The sequence below is a fragment of the Nocardia sp. NPDC049935 genome (assembly GCF_055586645.1).
Window position 1 is genome coordinate 159,743 of record NZ_JBVJHV010000007.1, and the last position, 19,742, is coordinate 179,484.

Sequence of the window (19,742 nt, forward strand, 5' to 3'; positions counted from 1 at the left end):
GCACCGGCGCGCCCGGACCCCGTCTCGCACACCGGACCCGGCCGTCAGGACCAGCCCTGATCCGGCGCCGCGGGCGGAGTCCCGATCACCGTGACCGAACCGGGCGCGACCTCGGTGAAACCGGCATCACGGACAGCGGTCGCCGTACCCCCGGCCACCGCCGCACGCAGGGTTTCCCACTGTTCGGGCCCGGCCTCGCGCACCGCGCAGGCGAAACCCCGGCGCGCCCACGCCCGGGCGTGTTCCACCGGCAGCGCCCCGGCGAACAGCATGCTCGCATGCCCGACCTGCGCCGCCGCCTTCCCGACCGTCATGCCGAGGGCCGCGTTCACCCAGAAGACCGGGAGATCGGCGGGCGCCGGGCCGGGGTCGTCGGATTCCAGATCCGTACCGCCGATCTGGAGTCGCCGGATCCGCGGATCGATATCGCCCACCGCGCCCGGCACCAGCGCCCGGGCCTGGGCACCACCGCATTCGACGGTCAGCCCCGCGACCTCGTTCGCCGCTGCCCATTGCGCGCCACGCGCCCGCCGGGCGACTTTCCGGATCCGCGACCGCTTCCAGGTCAGATACGGCCGCTCCCATTCCCCCTCGTCACCCACGCGCGGGTCCAGGCACAGCGCCACCGCCGCGGCGGCCGCGGCGGCCAGCAAGGCGCTGCGGGCCGGTGGGTCGGCCTTCGGGATATGTAGCACCATCTGCATGGCCTGCACCTGCGCCGGATCATCGGGGTCGCCGCTGCCTCCGTATCCGGTGGCGAGCTCGGTATGCCGCTGAGTGAACCCCGGGTCCGCCCAGGGCTCCGGCGTGGCGTCCGGGTTCGCGACGTCCTCGCCCGAGTCCAGGCCGCCCGCCATCACTTCCGTCGCGCCGCACTCCGGCATTCCAGCACCCTCCACAAACCCGACCGTCGCCTCCGGTCAGCCTACCGACGCGGCGGCCGTCCGAATCGGACGCGGCCCCGCCGATCAGCCCAGCGGCACCCGGCGCAACAGTCCGTCCCGCGCGTCCGCCGCCTCGACCTCGTCGCGGGTAACGCCCAGGATGAACAGCACCGCGTCCAGATAGGGATGGGACAGCGCGGTATCGGCGACCTCACGCAGCGCGGGTTTGGCATTGAACGCCACCCCCAGCCCCGCCGCGTTCAACATATCGATATCGTTCGCCCCGTCACCGACCGCGACGGTCTGCTCCATCGGCACCCCGGAATCGGCGGCGAACCGGCGCAGCGCCGTTGCCTTGTAGGCCCGGTCGACGATCTCGCCCACTACCCGGCCGGTGAGCTTCCCGTCGACCACCTCCAGCACATTGGCCTGCGCGAAATCGAGCTCCAGCTCCCGGGCGAGCGGATCGATCACCTGCCGGAACCCGCCCGACACCACCCCGCACCGGAAACCGAGCCGCTTCAGCGTCCGGATCGTGGTCCGCGCTCCGGGGGTCAGCGCGATGGAACCCGCGACCTCCGCGATCACCGATTCGTCCAGACCGGCCAGCGTCGCCACCCGCTGCCGCAGCGATTCCGCGAAATCGATCTCGCCGCGCATCGCCGCCTCGGTGACCTCCCGCACCTGGTCCTCGACCCCGGCGTGCGCGGCCAGCATCTCGATCACCTCGCCCTGGATGAGGGTCGAATCCACATCGAAAACGATCAGCCGCTTCGCCCGGCGGGCCAGCCCCGCCCGCTCCACGGCGATATCCACCCGCTCGGTCACCGCGACCTCGGCGAGCGCCGTCCGCAACCGGGAATCGGTGTCCCCGCCCCGATCCGGCGCCGTCACCAGCAACTCCATCCCGGTCACCGGATAGTCGGCGATCCCGCGGATGGCATCGATATTGACCCCCAGCCCCGCCAGCTCCCGCGACACCGCACTGAACGCCCGCGCGGTCACCGGCGCCCCCAGCACCACCACCGCGTGCGTCGATACCGGAGCCCGCGCGGCATCGGCGTCGATATCGACGTCCACCTGCATACCGACGGTGTTCATGGCCTCTTCGAGCTCGTCCTGCAACGCCTCGGGATCCGAGGGGCAGGTGACGAGCACACCCAGGGTGAGCCGGCCGCGGATCACCACCTGCTCGATATCGAGCAGGCTCACCCCCCGCCGCGCCATCGCCGTCAGCAACACCGACGTCACACCGGGACGATCGGGCCCGGTGACGGTGACGAGAACGGTCGTCTCGGCCAAAACAGCTCCTGTATTTTTGGCGCGCTGGCGCGCGCGGGTTCGGGGCCCCCTTGTGTCTCGGTTCTTCACTCCCGCCGGTCGGTCGCTGCGCTCCCTCCCTCTGGTCGCTCCAGAACCGAGACGGGCCCCGAACCTTGTCGGTGGACCATCCGGGGAAAGCCTAGCGAGGGCCGCGGATGGCCCGGCGAGGGTGGGTGCAACCCACCTCGTGGCACTCGCCCCCAAACAAAGAAACGGCGCAGAGCGTGCTCACGCACACCCTGCGCCGAGTCCAGCGAGGCCCCCGGTTCGGCCCGCGTCGGCTGTCAGCGCTCGAAGCGCATGTGGCGAAGCCACGAGTCTCGAGCGCTGACAGCCGACGCCCAGGAGGGCCGAACCTCGAGCAGCGGAGCCGCTCCAAAATTCCAGCCGAACCTCGAGCGGCGGAGCCGCTCCAAAATTACTGCTTTGCCAGAGCTTCCTCGGCGTGGTGTTTGGCGCCGCCGCTGAAGCCGACGTGGGCTTCCTTGCGCATCCGGTCGACCATATGCGGGTAGTGCAGTTCGAAGGCCGGGCGTTCGGAGCGGATCCGCGGCAGTTCGTAGAAGTTGTGCCGCGGCGGCGGGCAGGTGGTGGCCCATTCCAGGGAGTTGCCGTAACCCCACGGGTCGTCCACGGTCACCACTTCGCCGTAGCGGTAGCTCTTGAAGACGTTCCACAGGAACGGCAGCATCGACGCGCCGAGTACGAAGGCGCCGATGGTGGAGATGGTGTTCAGCGTGGTGAAACCGTCACCGGCCTGGTAGTCGGCGTAGCGGCGGGGCATACCTTCGGCGCCCAGCCAGTGCTGCACCAGGAAGGTGAGGTGGAAGCCCAGGAACGTGGTCCAGAAGTGCCATTTCGCGAGACGTTCGTCGAGCATGCGGCCGGTCATCTTCGGGAACCAGAAGTAGATACCGGCGTAGGTGGCGAACACGATGGTGCCGAAGAGCACGTAGTGGAAGTGCGCGACCACGAAGTAGGAATCGGTGACGTGGAAGTCCAGCGGCGGGCTGGCGAGGATGACACCGGACAGACCGCCGAAGAGGAATGTCACGAGGAAGCCCACCGAGAACAGCATCGGTGATTCGAAGGTCAATTGCCCCTTCCACATGGTGCCGATCCAGTTGAAGAACTTCACACCGGTCGGGACCGCGATCAGGAAGGTCATGAACGAGAAGTACGGCAGCAGCACGGCGCCGGTGGCGTACATATGGTGCGCCCACACCGCGATGGACAGGGCGGCGATACCGAGGGTCGCGTAGACCAGGGTGGTGTAGCCGAAGATCGGTTTACGGCTGAACACCGGGAAGACCTCGGAGACGATGCCGAAGAACGGCAGCGCGATGATGTACACCTCGGGATGCCCGAAGAACCAGAACAGGTGCTGGTAGAGCAGGATGCCGCCGGTGCCCGGATCGTAGATGTGGCCACCCAGGTGGCGGTCGTAGGCCAGACCCATCAGGGCGGCGGTCAGCAGCGGGAAGGCGAGCAGCACGAGCACGCTGGTGACGGCGATGTTCCAGGTGAAGATCGGCATCCGGAACATGGTCATACCCGGAGCGCGCAGGCAGACCACGGTCGTCAGCATGTTGACGCCACCGAGGATGGTGCCCAGACCGGAGACGGCCAGGCCCATGATCCACAGGTCGGTGCCGACGCCCGGCGAGTGCAGGATATCGGTGAGCGGCACATACGCCGTCCAGCCGAAGTCCGCGGCGCCGCCCGGGGTGATGAAGCCGGCGGTCGCCATGGTGGCGCCGAACGCGTACAGCCAGTAGCTGAAGGCGTTCAGTCGCGGGAAGGCGACGTCGGGTGCGCCGATCTGCAGCGGCAGAATGATGTTGGCGAAGCCGAACACGATCGCGGTCGCGTAGAACAGCAGCATGATCGTGCCGTGCATGGTGAACAGCTGGTTGAACTGCTCGGGCGAGAGGAACTGCAGACCCGGGCGGGCGAGCTCACCGCGCATCATCAGGGCCATCAGGCCGCCGATGAGGAAGAACGCCATCGAGGTGGTCAAGTACATGACACCCAGGACCTTGGGGTCCGTGGTGGTCACCATCTTGTAGATGAACGACCCCTTCGGCCCTGTTCGCGCCGGAAATGGCCGAGTCGCTTCCAGCCCCTGGGGGACTGGTTTGGGCTCTACGGCAGTCACTGTTCCTCCTGAAGGTGCCTTTAGGGTCGCTCCGCAGGCTCCACTGTTTGCCCGCCGCCCCGGTGCACGAGACGGCCAACGGTTAGCTGTGCGCTTCTCGAATCGTAAACCTTCCCTCCGGAGCGGGGCGAACGGGTCCTACTCTGTGTCGTACTACCGGCCCGTCGCTGCCCCCGACACCAGCTCGCCGGTGCGCCGCGCTAATCCGACGGCGCAAATCCCACCCGTGACTGCGCACATCCCCCGAACCCGCGACGCCGGAGGCGTCGCCATGTCCCAGCATGTACCCTTCCCGGCATGCCGGTGAGCCCCGCTGTCCGTACCCCAGTCGCGCGCAGTTCCCGGATCGGCGCGCGAGGCGGCCGCGCCCGCCGGTGGACGGCGGCCGCGCTCGGCTGCTGCGCGCTGGTGGTCTCCGCGTGCGCGGGCCATCCCGACGATTCCGCGTCGATCATCCGCACCACCACCAATATCGCCGGGGCGGGCGTGGTCGGGATCGAACGCGACACCACCCAGGCGTGCTCGCTGCCCACCGCACCGGATCCCGCGGCGGGCCCGGATCGCATCGTGCGCCACGAATCCGGGGAGTCGCGGGTGCCCGCCGACCCGCAGCGGATCGTGGTGCTGGGCACCTCCGCCCTCGATGCCACCTGCGCGGTCGGGCTGTGGGAGCGCGTGGTCGGCGCGACCACGGTCGCCGGACCCACTCCGCAGCCGGGCTATCTGGGGTACGGCGTCCTCGAGATCCCGGGCGTCGGCCCGGACAGTGATCCCGACCCGGCGCTCATCGCGCGACTGAACCCCGATCTGATCATCGGCACCGCGCCCGCGGGCCGTGCGGGTTACGAGGCGCTCAGCGATATCGCCCCGACCGTGCTGGTCGGCCCGGGCCGCGACTGGCGCGACCAGTTCACCGGGTTCGCGGGGGCGCTGGGCCGCTCCGGAGCGGGCGAGGCCGCGCTGCGGGCCTACGACACCGAGGCCGCCGAAACCGGCGACACCATCAACGCCCGGCTGAGCCAGGCCTCCCTCGTGCGATTCACCGCCCAGGGCACCGAGTTCCTGGGCAGCGAGACCTTCGCGGCGCAGATCATGGCCGATACCGGCGCGGGCCGGCCGACCGCCCAGCGGGAGACGTCCGGACCGGTGGACGAATCCGATCCGGTCGCGGCCGAGGGCGATCTGATCTACGTCATGTTCGACGGCCCCGAGGGGCAGGCCCACGGTGAATCGGTGATGCGGTCGGAACCGTGGGAGAAGCTGGGCGCTGTCGCCGACAACCGGATGTTCGTCCTCGACGACGCACTCTGGCACACCACGGGCCTGACCTCCGCCCGCACCGTTCTCGGCGATATCCGCGACACCCTCAACGCCTACGTCATGGACTGATACCGGTTCCGACACCACCGGCGCCGCCCGGGATCCACGCGGCGGCGCCCACCCGGTCCTACGATGGCCACCTGCTGCCCCCGGTCCCGCCCGGCGTCCACAGCGGACTCACAGCCGGGATCCAGGTGGAGACCAGGCAGCATTTCTACCGTCGGAGTCACCATCCGTCGAAAGAGGTGCACAACGTGCGGAAACGTCGATCACAGCCGTCCGGGGAACCCCACGAGCACGATCTCGGGCTCGCCCACGATATGTCGGTGATGTTCTCCCGGCGCCGGGCGCTGTGGCTGCTGGGCGCCGCGGGGACCGCCTCGGTGGCCGCGGCCTGCTCCACCGGCGGGGATTCCGGCGGTTCGGCCGCCACCTCGGCCGCGTCCAGCACCGTGCAGACCGTGACCGCGGCCCCGCAGGAGACCGCCGGGCCCTACCCCGGCGACGGCTCCAACGGACCCAACGTGCTCATCGAATCCGGTGTCGTGCGCTCGGATATCAAAAGCAGTTTCGGCCCGTACTCCGGTACGGCCGAGGGCGTGCCGGTGACCATCCGGCTCACGCTGCAGGATCTCGCCCGCGAGGGCGCCGCCGGTACGGGAATGGCGCTCTACCTTTGGCATTGCGATCGCGACGGGGAGTACTCGCTGTACGGCGAGGGCATCACCGAACAGAACTATCTGCGCGGGGTGCAGGTCGCCGACGACTCCGGGCAGGTGAGCTTCACCTCGATCTTCCCGGCCTGCTATGCCGGCCGCTGGCCCCATATCCACTTCGAGGTCTACGACAGCCTCGAGGTCGCGGTCGCCGGTGAGAACGCCCGCCTCACCTCGCAGATCGCGCTCCCCCAGGATGTGTGCGAACAGGTCTTCAACGCCGACCCGGGCTACGCGCGCAGCCTCACCAACCTGTCCGAGGTCACCCTCGCCACCGATAACGTCTTCGGCGACGGCTGGGACGCCGAAATGGCCACCGTCACCGGCAGCGCCCAATCCGGGATGGATATCTCCCTGACCATCGGCGTCGCCGAGAAATCCGAGAACCGCACCGAGGGCGGCCCCGGTGGCGCACCTCCCGGCGGGCCGGGCGGCACCCCTCCCGGACCGCCACCGGACGGTATGCCCCCGGGCGGCGGCGCGCCGCCGGCCGGGAACTGAGTGTCCGGTCCCACTCCGCCGACGACGCGGTTCCCGGTCGCCGAATACCGTCCCGCAACCGTAAGTCAACCGTTCCGAGACCTATAATCCCAGGTAGATGACCATTTCACCGGTACCGTCGAAGGTATGGGCGGCAAGGTCGAGGGTGATCGCTCACTCGGATACCGGCTGAGCATCGGGGTCGTCATCGGACTGGCGATCGGGATCCCGCTCGGCCTGGTGGTCCTGGGCAATCTCGCCGTGGGCGCCGGCCTCGGTATCGGATTCGGCCTGGCGTTCGGTCTGGCCATGTCACCGTCGCCTTCCGGAGACTACGGATACCGCTCCCCGCGCAAGCGCGGATCCCGTTCCTCCCACGACGAGGAGCCCCACCACCGCACGCCCCCGCACGACGACTGAAGTACGCTCGGCGCCTGCGGTCCCGTCCGCCGAAAACCCGTTTTCCGCAGCGGGTTCGACGCGCGCAGACACAACCTGTGGGACTGCTCGATGATCTCACCCCCAAGGGGTAGTGTTACGAGTCCAAGTCGTCGGGAAGGGTGTGGAGGCAGGATGAAGCTCATCGATCGGGTATCGGCCATCAACTGGAATCGGGTGCCCGACGAAAAGGACGCCGAGGTCTGGGACCGGCTCACCGGAAACTTCTGGCTCCCGGAGAAGGTCCCGGTGTCCAACGACATCCCGTCCTGGGCGACGCTGACCCCCGACGAGAAACAACTCACCATGCGGGTGTTCACCGGCCTCACCCTGCTCGACACCATCCAGGGCACCGTCGGCGCGGTCAGCCTGATCCCCGACGCGCTCACCCCGCACGAAGAGGCGGTGCTCACCAATATCGCCTTCATGGAGTCGGTGCACGCCAAGAGCTACAGCTCCATCTTCTCCACCCTGTGCTCCACCCGCGAGATCGACGACGCCTTCCGCTGGTCGGAGGAGAACCGAAACCTGCAGCGCAAGGCCGAGATCGTGCTGGAGTACTACCGCGGCGACGACCCGCTCAAGCGCAAGGTGGCCTCCACCCTGCTGGAGAGCTTCCTGTTCTACTCCGGCTTCTACCTGCCGATGCACTGGTCCTCGCGCGCCAAGCTCACCAACACCGCCGATATGATCCGCCTGATCATCCGCGACGAGGCCGTGCACGGCTACTACATCGGCTACAAGTACCAGCGCGGCCTCGAGCAGGTCACCCAGGCCGAACGCGACGAGCTGAAGAACTACACCTTCGAGTTGCTGTTCGAGCTCTACGACAACGAGGTCGACTACACCCAGGACCTCTACGACGAGGTCGGCCTCACCGAGGACGTCAAGAAGTTCCTCCGCTACAACGCCAACAAAGCGCTGATGAACCTGGGTTACGAGGGCCTGTTCCCCAAGGACGAGACCGAGGTCAACCCGGCCATCCTCTCGGCCCTGTCCCCCAATGCCGACGAGAACCACGACTTCTTCTCCGGGTCGGGTTCCAGCTACGTGATCGGCAAGGCCGTCAACACCGAGGACGACGACTGGGACTTCTGAACTTGTCGAATTCGAAACCATGAATTCGAGCCGGGCCCCTTTAGAGTTGGTGACGAACCGCCCACTTCAGGGAGATGGTGAACATGGCAAATTCGGTCATGGACGATTTCGGCAGTCAGCTGCGGGTTGCGTTTCATCGGTTCAGTGATTGGCCCTATCCCGACCAGATCGATCACGAGCTCTTCCGGGCATTCATGAAGACCGCGCACGATGTGGGCGGGGAGCCGGATGCCCCGGCCGTGTTCGAGGAGAAACAGGAAGAGATCTGGGAGCTCAACACTTTCATCACCTGCGAGGTGCTCGGCTGGCGCGGTATCTGGACCTCCGAGGAACGGCGCAGGCTGGGCAATGTCGATCTCGGGCGTACGCAGTATCTCGGTTTTCCCTACTACGGCCGCTGGGTGCTGGCGATAGCCCGCTGCCTCATCGACAAACGCCACATCACGCTGCGTGAACTCATCGAACGCAGCCACGAGGTCCGGGAGCGGTGCGCGGGCTCGCCGGGTCCGCTGGCACCCGAGCCCCGCGGCACCGGGGACGGCGCCGAGGTCGCGCGCAATATTCATCACCGGGACGCGGTCGGTCACGGGGATCCCCAATGTTTCGCCGGGCAGGCGGATACACCTCGGTTCGCGGTCGGCGACCGGGTGCTGGTGCGCGATTATCCGACGATCTTCTACACCCGCACCCAGGAGTATCTGCGCGGTAAGCCGGGCACCATCGTCAAGGTCACCTACGAGAGCCCGATCCCCGAGGACGAGGCGTTCGACCGCGAGGACCGGCGGCCCGAATGGTTCTACATCGTGCGCTTCGATATGAAAGATCTGTGGGACCCCTATCGGGGATGCGCCGAGGACACCTTACAAGCGGAAATTTCGGAGCCCTGGCTCCAGGCGAGCTCATAAACCGGGTTACACCTCCATGAGAGGAACACGATGAGCGGACAGTCGCACGAGGATCACGATCACGACGACGAGTCGCCCCGGCACGCGGCGCCGATGGTCGAAGAGGTCACCGATTTCGAGGTGCTCGAGATCGCGCTACGCGAACTCGCGATCGAGAAGGGTTTGTTCACCGCCGAGGATCACCGCAGTTACACCGAGTATTTCGAGCAACTCGGCCCGGCGCCGGGCTCCCGGTTCGTCGCCAAGATCTGGTCCGATCCCGAATTCCGGGAACTGGCCCTCGACGATCCCATCGCCGCGTGCAACGAGATCGGGATCGATTGGCTGAAACCGACCGGGTTCGGGACGCCCAGCGATTTCACCGCGCTGCATATCCTCGAGGACACGCCGACGCTGCATCACGTGATCTGTTGCAGCCTGTGCTCCTGCTATCCCCGGCCGCTGCTCGGGAATTCCCCCGAGTGGTACCGGACGCCCAACTACCGCCGCCGGCTCGTCCGCTGGCCGCGCCAGGTTCTCGCCGAATTCGGCCTCTACCTCACCGAGGACGTCCGGATCCGGGTCGAGGACTCCAATTCCAAGCACCGGTTCATGGTGCTTCCGGTACGCCCGGACGGGACGGACGGGTGGAACGAGGAAGAGCTCACGCAGATCGTGACGCGCGACACCCTGATCGGTGTCGCTCTCCCCAAGCCCGGACGGACCGCGGATATCCAGCGCCCGGTCCATGCCGCGATCCATCCGGCCGAAAACTACTGACCGACCGAAGGGACAACGGATACCGATGGACCAGGATGTCACGGGGATCAGGGTGCCGCTGCTGGAACAGCTGATCGACCGTGGGCAGGTGTGGCCACGGATGGCCGAGAAGTACGGTGTCGAGAATCCGAGCCCGCCGTGGAAATCGAGTCTGGACGGATTCTGCGACGCGCTGGACCGTGAGGGCACCGCCCTGCCGCTGCTCACCCGGCGCGACGAGGAGGATCGCCTCACCGGCGAGGTGTATACGGCGCTGCCCTTCCCGGAGAATCAGCTCGTCGCGCTGGCGCATTCGCTGATCGCCAGGCAGATCATCGACGAGTCCGAACTGGCCGGCCGGCTCGAGACGGTCCGGGCCAGGCTCGAAGCCGATGACACCGATCGCCCCGGCTCCTGACCGTTTACCCGGAGTACTCCAGCCCGAGGATGCGGGCGAGGTCGCGCAGGCATTCCTCATACACCGGCTCGAGGTCGGAATAGGCGAAGTCGAGCTGGTGCAGCACTTCCATGCACAGCAGGCCGTAGAGCCGAATCCAGCACGACAGGAACACATGCGCGGCCTCGGGCGGCAGTTCGTCGCCGATCGTGGCCGAGTAGGCGACCAGTTGCTCTCGGAGGGACGCGGGCAACTCGGACGGGCCGGGCACATCGAAGGGCCGGGTGCGCCACAGCTCGATGGTCAGATCGAGTAGCACCCGTTCGAATCGCTGCCCGGCCCGGTGCCGTTCGGATTCCGGTTGCCGGTTCCGCGGGGTGATCGGAGCGGCGAAGATCCACCCGAATTCGGCCGGGTGGGTGATCGCCCAGGCGCGCATGGCACGGCAGGCCGCCAGGATTCGCGCACCGACCGGCGCGTCGGCGCGGGCGTCCCGCGCGCTTTCCATGGCGACGGCCAGTTCGTCGAAGAAGTCCGCGGTCACCGCTCCCACCAGGGCTTCGTGACCCGCGTAGTAGTGATACAGCGCCGGTCCGCTCATCCCCACCTGCCGGGCGACCGCGTTGACGGTCACCGCGGCCGGACCCTGCTCCACCAGGAGCGTTCGTACCGCCTCGTGGATTTCCCGCAGGGTTTCCCTGCGCAGCCGCTCCCGCCTTCCGCCGGTCTGTGTCGGCATGGCCGCCCTTCTGCTGGTTCGCCTCGATCATTGACATCCTAGAGCATCTATGTTGTTTTAATGGTTATAAATCTTTTAGAGACTCTAGGAGTTGCGGTGGAACGTCGGTGGTGGGTGCCTCTCGCGGTGTTATCGGTCGTGACGGCGGTGTGGTGGCGGCAGTCCAGATCGGCCCGCCTGCACGAGGACGGCGGCCCGAGTCGCGATCGCGAGGTACGGCGGTGAAGGTGCTGATCGTCGGCGGCGGTATCGGCGGCCTGGCCGCGGCGGTGGCGTGCCACCAACGGGGAATGCGCGTCGAGGTGCTCGAGCGCGCGCCGGAGATCACCGAAATCGGCGCGGGACTGTCGATCCAGCCCAACGGGCTGCGCGCATTGGACGCCCTGGGCCTCGGCGACGCGGTACGCGCCGCCGGCCCGGCCGGACCCCTGCGGGGCATCCGCGGCAGCGACGGAACCTGGCTGATCCGCAACGACACCGCGGAGCTCGAACGGCAGTTCGGCCCGTGGGCGATCGTCCACCGGGCAGTATTGGTGGAGATCCTGCGCGACGCCGTTCCCGCGCACGTCCTGCGACCGGGAATCACCGTGCGAGAAGTACTGCCCGACGGCACCGTCCACCACAGCGGCGGCACCGATACCGCGGATCTCGTGATCGGCGCCGACGGTGTGCACAGCGTGACCCGGCGCTCGATCCGGCCGGACGCCGCCGGCCCGCGCTACGTGGGCTACAGCACCTGGCGCATGCTCACCGCACCGGCGTCGGTCGAGGGCAGTGTCGAAGTATGGGGCAGAGGTGAGCGGTTCGGCTACATCCCGATGCCCGACGGCCGTATCTACTGCTACGTGATGGCCAACGCCCCGGCCGGATCCCGGATCGGACTCGATGAGCTCCGCGAACGGTTCGCACGCTGGCACGAACCCGTCCCGGCGCTGCTCGACGCCGCCCACCCGGACGCGGTCCTGCAGCACGACACCTACGAGCTGCCGAACCTGCGCACCTACGTACGCGGACGAGTCGCGCTGCTCGGGGACGCCGCGCACGCCATGGCACCCAATCTCGGACAGGGTGCCTGCCAGGCACTGGAGGACGCGGTCACCCTCGCCGCGAGGGTGGACGCCCTCGGCGTGGAGACGGGATCTCGGGAGTACGACCGTCTCCGCAGGCCCCGCACCCAGATGATCGCCCGGCTCTCCCGCCGGGTCGGCGCCCCCGCCCACTGGAACTCGGCACTGGCGACCACGCTCCGCGATACCGCGCTACCGCTACTACCCGGCGCGTTCTTCGGCCGGTCGATCACACCCGCCTACTCCTGGACCCCCTGACCCGCGGACCCGCGGACACCCGAAAGATGAAAGGCCCGTTTCCGATGCTCTTCCCGCGAATCGTGGTCGCCGCCGTAGCGGTGATCACGATGGCCGGCGCCGTTCTCGCCGATCTGATCGTCCCCGACCTAGCCGCCCAGCACGCCTTCAACCCGAATTGGCCGCCACACGCGAAATTCCACGACGCCCAGTACATGGCGATGACGGTGCTCCTCGGCCTCATCGGCCTGGCGCTCACGCTCCGGCCGGGCCGCGACCCGCGCGCCCGCACCCTGTGCGCCGCCGCGGTCGTATCCACCCCGTGGCTCGGAATGTTCGCGGCCCTGCTGTTCCCCGGCACCGCCACCTACGATCCCGAGTTCGCCGGCCGGACCACTTTCGTTCTCGGCATGCACGGCCAGGTCTTCCTGGCGCTGATCCTGCTCACAGCACTATTCGGTGCGGTCGCGGCACTGTGCCGGTAGCCCACCGCCCCTCCTCGATCGCCGCGAAGCAGGGCTACGGCACGATCATCACCGGCGCGCCCTCGCGTTGACCGGATGATGGGCAGGCGATTGGATATGTCTCACACTTGCCTGAAGGAAACCGGGATGCCCTCCCAGGTGTCGGAGCCTTCACCACCGCCCGGAATCCCGTACATCACGTCATCGGGATCCATGGCATTCGGCCGATCGTTCCGCCATGAGACCATCAGATTCTGCCTGCTCGGGCACAGATTTTTCCAGTGGATGGTCGTCGTCGACGTGCCGCTGTCGGTCCACCACCACTGGATGCAGCCGGCCACGCCGTCATGTCTGTCCGCTGTTGTCTCCTGCTCGCCGAACGCCGTGGCGGCGGCCGCCGCCACGGCGAACGCCGCAGTCGCAAGGACGATCGCGAGCTTGATTGCCGAGGTCATGTTTTGAGTCCCTGTCTGCTGCGGATCTCGTTGTGGACCCAGTTCTAACACCTTCCCGCGTCTGGAGAACCGTCGTGCACAGGTGATTGCTGTCCCCGACCAAGTCGCGAAGCTCCCGAGTATCGGCCGCGCACTCCCGGGCCGTCACTTTCGCGGAACGCCCTCCGCGGCCGGCTTCGCGTGGTGCGCCCGGGCGATATCCGCGACGGCGACGATCTTGTCGCGGAGTATCGCCGGGGCGACCACGTCCACCTCCTCCCCGTACCCCACCAGCATGGCGGCCGCCGCATCCAGGCTGCGGACCCGCAGGGTGAAGATCTCGGCGGAACCCGCGACCGGCCGCGGGTCGCCGAGGGCGGTCACCGAGAGCGATCGGAGCACCATGACCCGTCGCACCCGGTGCACGCGCAGCACGATCTCGATGGCGGGTTCGCGGCGGAAATCGTCGCGCATCCGCTGCCACACCTCCCGTAGGTCCAGGTCGGCCGGACGTCGGCTGGGTTCCCCGAGGCGGCGCACCGCGCTGATCCGGGAGACGCGGTAGCTGCGCGGCCGGCCGCGGTGCGCGGCGACGAGATACCAGGTGGTGCCCACCTGCAGCAGCCCCCACGGATCGACGGTCCGTTCGCCGGGGGCGGCGGCCTGCCTGGACTGGTAGCGGATCCGGAGCCGTTCGTCGTCCAGGACCGCGGCCTGTACCTCGGCCAGCGCGTCCGGAGTGTCCGGGTCGCGATGCCAGCCGCCGGCGTCGAGGACGATGCGGTCCTGCACATGGGTCACCAGGCGGTGCTGATCGTCGGGTAGGGCGGTGGAGAGTTTGTGCAGCGCGCGGCAGAACGAATCACCCAGGCCCAGCGCCTCGGCCGCGCCCCGCCCGCCCGCGACGAACAGGGCGTGAGCTTCGGCGCCGGTGAGCTGTTCGGCATCCGGCTCGAAACCCGGGACCAGCGCGAAGCCACCGCCCCGCCCGCGCTCGGCATAGACCGGCACCCCGGCCGCCGAGAGCGCGTCCATATCGCGCAGCACGGTCCGTTTGGTCACTTCGAGGCGACGCGCCAGTTCGGCGGCGCTCATCCGCCCGTGGCGCCGCAGCAATTGGACGATCCGGAGAAGCCGATCCGCACGCACCGATCCAGATTCTCACGAAAAGGTGACACCAGATGTCACCTGCCGGGTCCGAGACTGAAGCCATGACACAGATCCCGGATTTCCGAAACGACCTCGCCACAGCCCACGAATGGGTGGCCGCCCTGATGACCGCCGTCCGCCCGGACCAGTGGGCCGACCCCACACCCTGCGCGGAATTCGACGTTCGGGCCCTGCTCGAACACCTCTCCTGCCATCCCGCGAAGATCGCGGCGACCGCGCACGGCGACGACCCCCGGCAGCTGCCCTCCCATGCCGCGATCGACGCGAGCCGACCCGGTGAGGACTATCTGAAACGCGCCGTCTCCGCGCTCGACCAGTGGGCCGACGACACTTTGCTCACCCGCCCGGTCACCGCACCCTGGGGTGCGGCCCCGGGCGGTCTCGCTCTCGGCGGCTATCTGATGGAGACCGTCGCGCACGGCTGGGACCTGGCCGTGGCGACCGGACAGCCCGCCGAGGCCGACCCGGCCCTGGTCGCCAAGGCGCAGGCCGTAGCCGACCGGGCGTTGTCCGACGCGTTCCGCGGACCGCGCTCACCGTTCGGCCCGCGGGTGGAGCCGAGGCCCGAAGCCGGGCCGACCGAACGCCTCGCGGCCTTCCTGGGACGTTCGTGGCGCGGCGCGGACACCTCCCCGGCCCCCTGATCTCGTGCACGGCCCGGACGCCTCCGCATCATTCGGGAAGGACGATCCGGGCCGGATGCCGGGTTCAGCCGACGGACTCCCGGAAGCTCACCCCCTCCGCCATCTTCTGCGCGACCTCGGCGAGTTCACCGACGGGGAAGACCTCGTATTCGATGAAGAAACCGAATTTGCTGGGGCCGTCCGTGAGGTCCATCGGGTCGTCGGTCTCGACCACCGCGAACCCGCCACTGCCGTCGAGCCGGCCGACAAGCTGGTGATAGGTCACCCCGGCGGCCGGTTTCCAGCCCGCGTACACATCCAGTGCGCGCCGGATACCCTCCTCGTTCTCCGTGGGCGAGCCGTTCCACCGATAGGTCCAGGAAATCACGTATTTCATCTGTCCTCCCAGGAATGTTCCGGAGCAGCGGATCGCACGCGGCACGACCGGCGATCTCACGGACTTCCTTGTGCGGCAAGGAGTCTCCTGATGGATACGTCCTCACGCGGCGTCGCGGAATCCACTCTCCGACGGATGGTTCTGTGCGGGCGCGGACACCACACCGGTACGCGACGAATGTCAGCGGTGATTCGGATCTTCACTCGCGAGGGCTCGGGTGCGCGGGCTCTCGCGCGCTGGCAGCGGTGCGATATCCGGCCGACTTGTCTCGACGTGACGCGACACTACGGCCGTCACGCCGGGCTTATTATAGCAATAAGCTATGGTCAGCGGATACGGCAGTTCTCGTCGACCGGCCGCGTGATCGACCAGTTCTGCGCGAACCGGCAGGCCGCAATCTTCCAGCGCCCGTCCTCCACGACGTACTCGTCGTCGTAATCACCGGTCATCACCGTCTCGGTCTTCTCCACGAGGTTCACCTGACGGAACTTCAACGTCCAGCGACCGGAGGCGTGGCCGTCGTCGTGAACGGTGATATCGGGATGCACACCGTGATGCATATCGAGGACCACGTTCTTGCCGTCGACCTTCTGCAACGCGATCTTCTCGAACACCGCCGCCATACCGTCGGCGTCGAACGACCCCAGCACCCCGTAGTCGACCGCCGCCCCCGCCTCGATGAAGCAATCGCGGAACGCCTTCGGGTCCTTCGCGTCACAGGCCCGCAGATAGCGGTGTTTCAGTGCCTTGATCTCCTCCACCGCCTCCAGCCGCGCCAGCCGCCGCACCAGGTCGGCGTCGGTGGATCGCGGCGGCGGAGTGGGCGTCATGAGATCTCCTCACGAAGTTCGTCCCGGCCCGGAGGGGCCGGCGGGTGGGTCCATCGTGCACTGTATAGCCGGACCCTCCGGGCGTGGGTGGGGACAGTGCGCAGATGCCACGAGATGCGGATGCGCTCATGGTCCGATTCCGGGCACCCTGACCCGGTAGCTCGTTCAGCTCCCGCTAATACGAGCGATGAAAACGTCCCATTCCTCCGGCGCGAAATTCAGCGCGGGACCGGCCGGATCCTTGGAGTCCCGGACACCGACCCGCCCCGAGCCCAGCCAGGCGACTTCGACACAGTCACCACCGGCCCCACTGTAAGAGGACTTGAACCATTCACCCTCGCAATGCCCGATCATGTTTGCTCGTAACTCCTTGCTATTCTCCGGATTCGTTCCCGTGAGGTGACTTCATCGTGCGTTACCGACCGAATCGTTTCGTAGAGGGACCGAAATCGATCCACATCAACGGAATCCTCGAAGGTCATCGAGCCGATTGCACCCTCGGTGTGGACCACGGACGGCTCGGTATCAGGAAAGTCGAGGACAATGAAGGGCGGAACGACGTGGCCGGTAGGAAGACCTGCCTCGAACGGGACAACCCGAATTGCGATGTTCTCCTGAGTGCTGACATCGGCAATACGGCGGCACTGGACAGCCATCATCGGCCTCGATCCGACCACCGTGTGCAACACACTCTCGTGCAACAAGAACTCGAGTCGAGCCTTCCACCTCCGCTGAACGATTCGAGTACGACGTTGCATGCGCATCTCGACCCATTTATCGACCTCGGACTCCGGGGCATCAGGTGAAGCCGCGCGATAGATGGCTCTGGCATAGTCGGAAGTCTGGAGCAAACCAGGGATAACCAGTGGCTGGAAGAACCGGAACTCTTTGGCGTAGAACTCCAGTTCGAGGTACGAGCTGAATCCCTCGTGCAAGAAGTGGCGGTAGCTCTGCCACCAAACCTTCGAATTCGACTCCGACGCAAGAGCCATCAGATACTGGGTGCGATCTTCCGGCAGATCGAAGTAACGGCACAGATATTCGACCTCCCTGACCTTGATCCGCTCGTACTGCCCCAACTCGATCCGGCTCAGCGTCGCCCGGCTGAACTCGGTATCCCGCGCCACCTGTTCCAGCGTCGAACCCCGCGCGTGGCGGGCGTCGCGCAACGCCCTCCCGAGTTGCCGCCGCGGCAGTGTGGTGCCGCTGAGATCCGCCTTGCTCGGCATCGTGCCTCCCCTGTTTCTCAACGAATCGCCCCGGCGTTTCTCAGTACGAGAGCAATCGTAGGCAGGCACTGGGAAACGTGCTGCGACTTCCGACCGATCCCGCAACGGCCTCTCGCCGCCCTACGCCGAGTCTGTGACCTGCAGCAACATAGCCGCATGCCCGAGAGATACGGAAGCCGTTGTCGCAAAGACGCTTTCCCGGCGTCACCCGGTGCCGACACCCGCGCACCGACCCGTCACACCGAATGCGACGGGCGGCGGGCGACCTGGCGGCTCGACTCGGGGACGATCCGGATCCTGGACGCACGCGATCTCGCCGGCGCGTCGGTCGAACTGCCCGGCCGCATCCGCGCCGACCTCGCGGAGATGCGGGAGCGGTTCCCCGAACACACCCCGCTGTGGGACGCGATCCGCCGGGACTTCTGGACACACACCGGCACGCCGGGGTGCACCGGATGACCGCCATCCGCTACCCCGACGACGACTCCGTCGCCGAGATCACCCTGCATTTCCTCCCCACCCTGCCCGCCGACTCACTACCGCTGCTCTTGGGTTTCCGCTTCGACGGCGAAACGATCCACTCCGAATGCGCCGAGGTCTATCTCGACGGTGACCGTGGCCCCCGCGAACCGAACCCCATCCACACCGCGGCGGCGCGAATCCGCGCGGTCCTCGGCGGCGGAATGTTCGGATTCGGTTTCGTCTTCCCCGTTTTCGCCGACCAACTCGATTCCCGCGCCACCAACCGCCATATACCCACCCCCGTCCACACCGCCGCCGCGCGACTCGCCGCCCCGTCGGATCTCATCGCGGCGGCGACCATCGACGCCACCGGCCGCCAGTGGTGGGCCGTGCTCCCCCGGCACCTGCCCGGATTCGCCCCCGTACTCCTGAGAATCCCCGCCGTCGCACCCCGGGACTGGCAGCTGCCCGAATCCCTCCACGCCTCCTTGTGGACCGCCGCCCTCGCACTCGACGATACGAACCACCCGCATCTGCTCCGACTCCGAACCGCGCACCCGGCCGAACGGCAACCCCGATGACCCGCCCCTCACCAGGTTTCGGCACGCCGCTCTTCCAGCCGACGCCAGGCGAGGTCCAGCCAACTACTGAAATGACGGGTGAACTCGACCGGAGTAGCCGGAAGCCCGGCGCGACCGCGGGGTCAGTAACCGGCTTCGTCTTCGATCTCGTGCAGCTTGCGTGTGGCCTGGTCGATCCATCCGGCGAATATCGCCGCGAAGCCCGATCCCGTGGCGGGGCGCAATTCGAGGTGCGTGCGATTGCGTTGTTCGAGGTAGCGGCCGTCATCGGTGAAGTCGAACCATTGCAGGGCGCGGTGGCGGCTGTGGGGTGCGAGGAAGTTACCGAGGCGCAGGATGGCGTGCCCGGCACCATCGCGGGGACGCGCGGCCAACTCCTGGAAGCGCCCGCGCGGGCTGCGGGGGTCGCTGCGGACGACATACCCGCTGTGCTCGGCGGGCGCGGTATCGGCGATGTCGAAGGTGGCAGGCTTGTCACGACCGGGTTCACACGGCGGTATCCCCGCCGCGAGAGACGCGGGGAGCTGGTCGGCACGCAGCAGTTGGGCACGGATATCGCTGTCGGTGTCGTGCACGGCGGTCTGACTGAGTACGACGGCGTGGCTGTGGGTGCGAGCGCCGACGAGACGCAGGTCTTTGCGGGTCCGGCCGTCGCCGCCACGGTGTTTCACCGAACCGAACAAGATCTCGATACGCATCTCGCAGTGCTCGAGTGTGTGTACGAGCAGTCCGATCCGCTCCCGCTCATCGATATCCAGGCCGGCGCGGACAGCAGCGCGGTAGTCGTCGAATCCGCTGATGGTCGGAAACCGGCTGCGGTAGTGCAGAGGGGACGGCATCCTGTCGCGGCCGGCGTCGAACCAGTGCGCGGCGAAGGTATCCGGGTCCCAGGTCCAGGTCATGCGGGTGAGAATCCATTCCAGAAGCGGCTAGGTGCGTACGGTGAACGGTCGATCACCGTCCGGGGCGACAGGCGGTCCCGGCGAGGGCGGTATCACGGAGACGGCGGCCGGGCAGCCAGAGAACTCCTCCGTACGGTGGGCGGCCCTCCG

General features: G+C 67.5%; 23 protein-coding genes. 12 read left to right on the forward strand and 11 right to left on the reverse strand.

Annotated elements, in window-relative coordinates:
• Positions 1 to 44 precede the first annotated feature (44 nt).
• The 3 genes from ACZ6SF_RS25620 to ctaD form a co-directional block, all read right to left on the reverse strand.
• A complete protein-coding gene (locus ACZ6SF_RS25620; RefSeq protein WP_466065565.1) occupies positions 45 to 857 on the reverse strand; it encodes an aminoacyl-tRNA hydrolase in 813 nt (270 codons plus the stop codon).
• Between the two features lie 111 nt (positions 858 to 968).
• Positions 969 to 2,186: a phosphoserine phosphatase SerB gene (serB, locus tag ACZ6SF_RS25625; RefSeq protein WP_466065166.1), complete on the reverse strand. Its 1,218-nt coding sequence runs from the start codon at positions 2,184 to 2,186 to the stop codon at positions 969 to 971.
• Positions 2,187 to 2,625: 439 nt separating this feature from the next.
• On the reverse strand, positions 2,626 to 4,365 hold the full coding sequence (gene ctaD / locus ACZ6SF_RS25630; RefSeq protein ID WP_466065167.1) for an aa3-type cytochrome oxidase subunit I: 1,740 nt from the start codon (positions 4,363 to 4,365) through the stop codon (positions 2,626 to 2,628).
• Positions 4,366 to 4,662: 297 nt separating this feature from the next.
• Here ctaD and ACZ6SF_RS25635 point away from each other — a divergent pair, with 297 nt between their 5' ends.
• The 7 genes from ACZ6SF_RS25635 to ACZ6SF_RS25665 all read left to right on the forward strand — a co-directional run bounded on the left by ACZ6SF_RS25635 (position 4,663) and on the right by ACZ6SF_RS25665 (position 10,478).
• Positions 4,663 to 5,754 carry an ABC transporter substrate-binding protein gene (locus ACZ6SF_RS25635; protein WP_466065169.1) on the forward strand — a complete coding sequence of 364 codons (1,092 nt, stop codon included), beginning with the start codon at positions 4,663 to 4,665 and terminating at the stop codon, positions 5,752 to 5,754.
• Between the two features lie 251 nt (positions 5,755 to 6,005).
• A complete protein-coding gene (locus tag ACZ6SF_RS25640) occupies positions 6,006 to 6,902 on the forward strand; it encodes a dioxygenase family protein (RefSeq protein ID WP_466065567.1) in 897 nt (298 codons plus the stop codon).
• A 126-nt stretch (positions 6,903 to 7,028) separates the two neighbouring features.
• A complete protein-coding gene (locus ACZ6SF_RS25645; protein WP_466065171.1) occupies positions 7,029 to 7,301 on the forward strand; it encodes a hypothetical protein in 273 nt (90 codons plus the stop codon).
• 153 nt (positions 7,302 to 7,454) lie between these two features.
• Positions 7,455 to 8,417, forward strand: a complete 963-nt coding sequence (gene nrdF / locus ACZ6SF_RS25650; protein WP_466065172.1) for a class 1b ribonucleoside-diphosphate reductase subunit beta — start codon at positions 7,455 to 7,457, stop codon at positions 8,415 to 8,417.
• 83 nt (positions 8,418 to 8,500) lie between these two features.
• The gene (locus ACZ6SF_RS25655) at positions 8,501 to 9,322 is read left to right on the forward strand and encodes an SH3-like domain-containing protein (RefSeq protein ID WP_466065173.1); all 822 of its coding nucleotides are present in this window, start codon (positions 8,501 to 8,503) and stop codon (positions 9,320 to 9,322) included.
• Between the two features lie 30 nt (positions 9,323 to 9,352).
• Positions 9,353 to 10,081 carry a thiocyanate hydrolase subunit gamma gene (scnC, locus tag ACZ6SF_RS25660; RefSeq protein WP_466065175.1) on the forward strand — a complete coding sequence of 243 codons (729 nt, stop codon included), beginning with the start codon at positions 9,353 to 9,355 and terminating at the stop codon, positions 10,079 to 10,081.
• Positions 10,082 to 10,106: 25 nt separating this feature from the next.
• Positions 10,107 to 10,478 (forward strand): thiocyanate hydrolase, encoded by a 372-nt coding sequence (locus ACZ6SF_RS25665; RefSeq protein ID WP_466065177.1) that lies wholly within the window; start codon positions 10,107 to 10,109, stop codon positions 10,476 to 10,478.
• 4 nt (positions 10,479 to 10,482) lie between these two features.
• Here the strand turns inward: ACZ6SF_RS25665 and ACZ6SF_RS25670 are convergent, their stop codons facing one another.
• Positions 10,483 to 11,196: a TetR/AcrR family transcriptional regulator gene (locus ACZ6SF_RS25670; protein ID WP_466065179.1), complete on the reverse strand. Its 714-nt coding sequence runs from the start codon at positions 11,194 to 11,196 to the stop codon at positions 10,483 to 10,485.
• 221 nt (positions 11,197 to 11,417) lie between these two features.
• Here ACZ6SF_RS25670 and ACZ6SF_RS25675 point away from each other — a divergent pair, with 221 nt between their 5' ends.
• Positions 11,418 to 12,521 carry an FAD-dependent monooxygenase gene (locus ACZ6SF_RS25675; RefSeq protein ID WP_466065181.1) on the forward strand — a complete coding sequence of 368 codons (1,104 nt, stop codon included), beginning with the start codon at positions 11,418 to 11,420 and terminating at the stop codon, positions 12,519 to 12,521.
• A 44-nt stretch (positions 12,522 to 12,565) separates the two neighbouring features.
• The gene (locus ACZ6SF_RS25680) at positions 12,566 to 12,985 is read left to right on the forward strand and encodes a DUF6640 family protein (RefSeq protein ID WP_466065183.1); all 420 of its coding nucleotides are present in this window, start codon (positions 12,566 to 12,568) and stop codon (positions 12,983 to 12,985) included.
• A 101-nt stretch (positions 12,986 to 13,086) separates the two neighbouring features.
• Here the strand turns inward: ACZ6SF_RS25680 and ACZ6SF_RS25685 are convergent, their stop codons facing one another.
• Complete coding sequence (locus ACZ6SF_RS25685) at positions 13,087 to 13,419, reverse strand: hypothetical protein (protein WP_466065185.1); 333 nt, start codon at positions 13,417 to 13,419, stop codon at positions 13,087 to 13,089.
• 144 nt (positions 13,420 to 13,563) lie between these two features.
• Entirely contained in the window at positions 13,564 to 14,547 is a 984-nt protein-coding gene (locus ACZ6SF_RS25690) for a helix-turn-helix transcriptional regulator (protein ID WP_466065187.1), read from the reverse strand.
• A 62-nt stretch (positions 14,548 to 14,609) separates the two neighbouring features.
• Here ACZ6SF_RS25690 and ACZ6SF_RS25695 point away from each other — a divergent pair, with 62 nt between their 5' ends.
• Positions 14,610 to 15,212, forward strand: coding sequence for a TIGR03086 family metal-binding protein (locus ACZ6SF_RS25695; RefSeq protein WP_466065189.1), 603 nt, complete (start codon positions 14,610 to 14,612; stop codon positions 15,210 to 15,212).
• Between the two features lie 64 nt (positions 15,213 to 15,276).
• Here the strand turns inward: ACZ6SF_RS25695 and ACZ6SF_RS25700 are convergent, their stop codons facing one another.
• The 4 genes from ACZ6SF_RS25700 to ACZ6SF_RS25715 form a co-directional block, all read right to left on the reverse strand.
• Positions 15,277 to 15,588: a DUF3303 domain-containing protein gene (locus ACZ6SF_RS25700; protein ID WP_466065191.1), complete on the reverse strand. Its 312-nt coding sequence runs from the start codon at positions 15,586 to 15,588 to the stop codon at positions 15,277 to 15,279.
• Between the two features lie 326 nt (positions 15,589 to 15,914).
• Positions 15,915 to 16,418: a nuclear transport factor 2 family protein gene (locus ACZ6SF_RS25705; RefSeq protein ID WP_449996086.1), complete on the reverse strand. Its 504-nt coding sequence runs from the start codon at positions 16,416 to 16,418 to the stop codon at positions 15,915 to 15,917.
• A gap of 165 nt (positions 16,419 to 16,583) precedes the next feature.
• Positions 16,584 to 16,772 carry a DUF397 domain-containing protein gene (locus ACZ6SF_RS25710; protein ID WP_466065193.1) on the reverse strand — a complete coding sequence of 63 codons (189 nt, stop codon included), beginning with the start codon at positions 16,770 to 16,772 and terminating at the stop codon, positions 16,584 to 16,586.
• The gene (locus tag ACZ6SF_RS25715; protein ID WP_466065195.1) at positions 16,769 to 17,647 is read right to left on the reverse strand and encodes a helix-turn-helix domain-containing protein; all 879 of its coding nucleotides are present in this window, start codon (positions 17,645 to 17,647) and stop codon (positions 16,769 to 16,771) included. The genes ACZ6SF_RS25710 and ACZ6SF_RS25715 overlap by 4 nt, the downstream gene beginning before the upstream one ends.
• A 156-nt stretch (positions 17,648 to 17,803) precedes the next feature.
• Between ACZ6SF_RS25715 and ACZ6SF_RS25720 the strand changes: the two genes are divergently transcribed.
• The gene (locus tag ACZ6SF_RS25720) at positions 17,804 to 18,106 is read left to right on the forward strand and encodes a hypothetical protein (RefSeq protein ID WP_466065196.1); all 303 of its coding nucleotides are present in this window, start codon (positions 17,804 to 17,806) and stop codon (positions 18,104 to 18,106) included.
• Positions 18,103 to 18,690 carry a hypothetical protein gene (locus tag ACZ6SF_RS25725; RefSeq protein WP_466065198.1) on the forward strand — a complete coding sequence of 196 codons (588 nt, stop codon included), beginning with the start codon at positions 18,103 to 18,105 and terminating at the stop codon, positions 18,688 to 18,690. Before ACZ6SF_RS25720 ends, ACZ6SF_RS25725 begins: the two co-directional genes overlap by 4 nt.
• Positions 18,691 to 18,812: 122 nt before the next feature.
• Here ACZ6SF_RS25725 and ACZ6SF_RS25730 read toward each other — a convergent pair whose 3' ends face one another.
• Positions 18,813 to 19,592: an ESX secretion-associated protein EspG gene (locus ACZ6SF_RS25730; RefSeq protein WP_466065199.1), complete on the reverse strand. Its 780-nt coding sequence runs from the start codon at positions 19,590 to 19,592 to the stop codon at positions 18,813 to 18,815.
• Between the last annotated feature and the right edge of the window lie 150 nt (positions 19,593 to 19,742).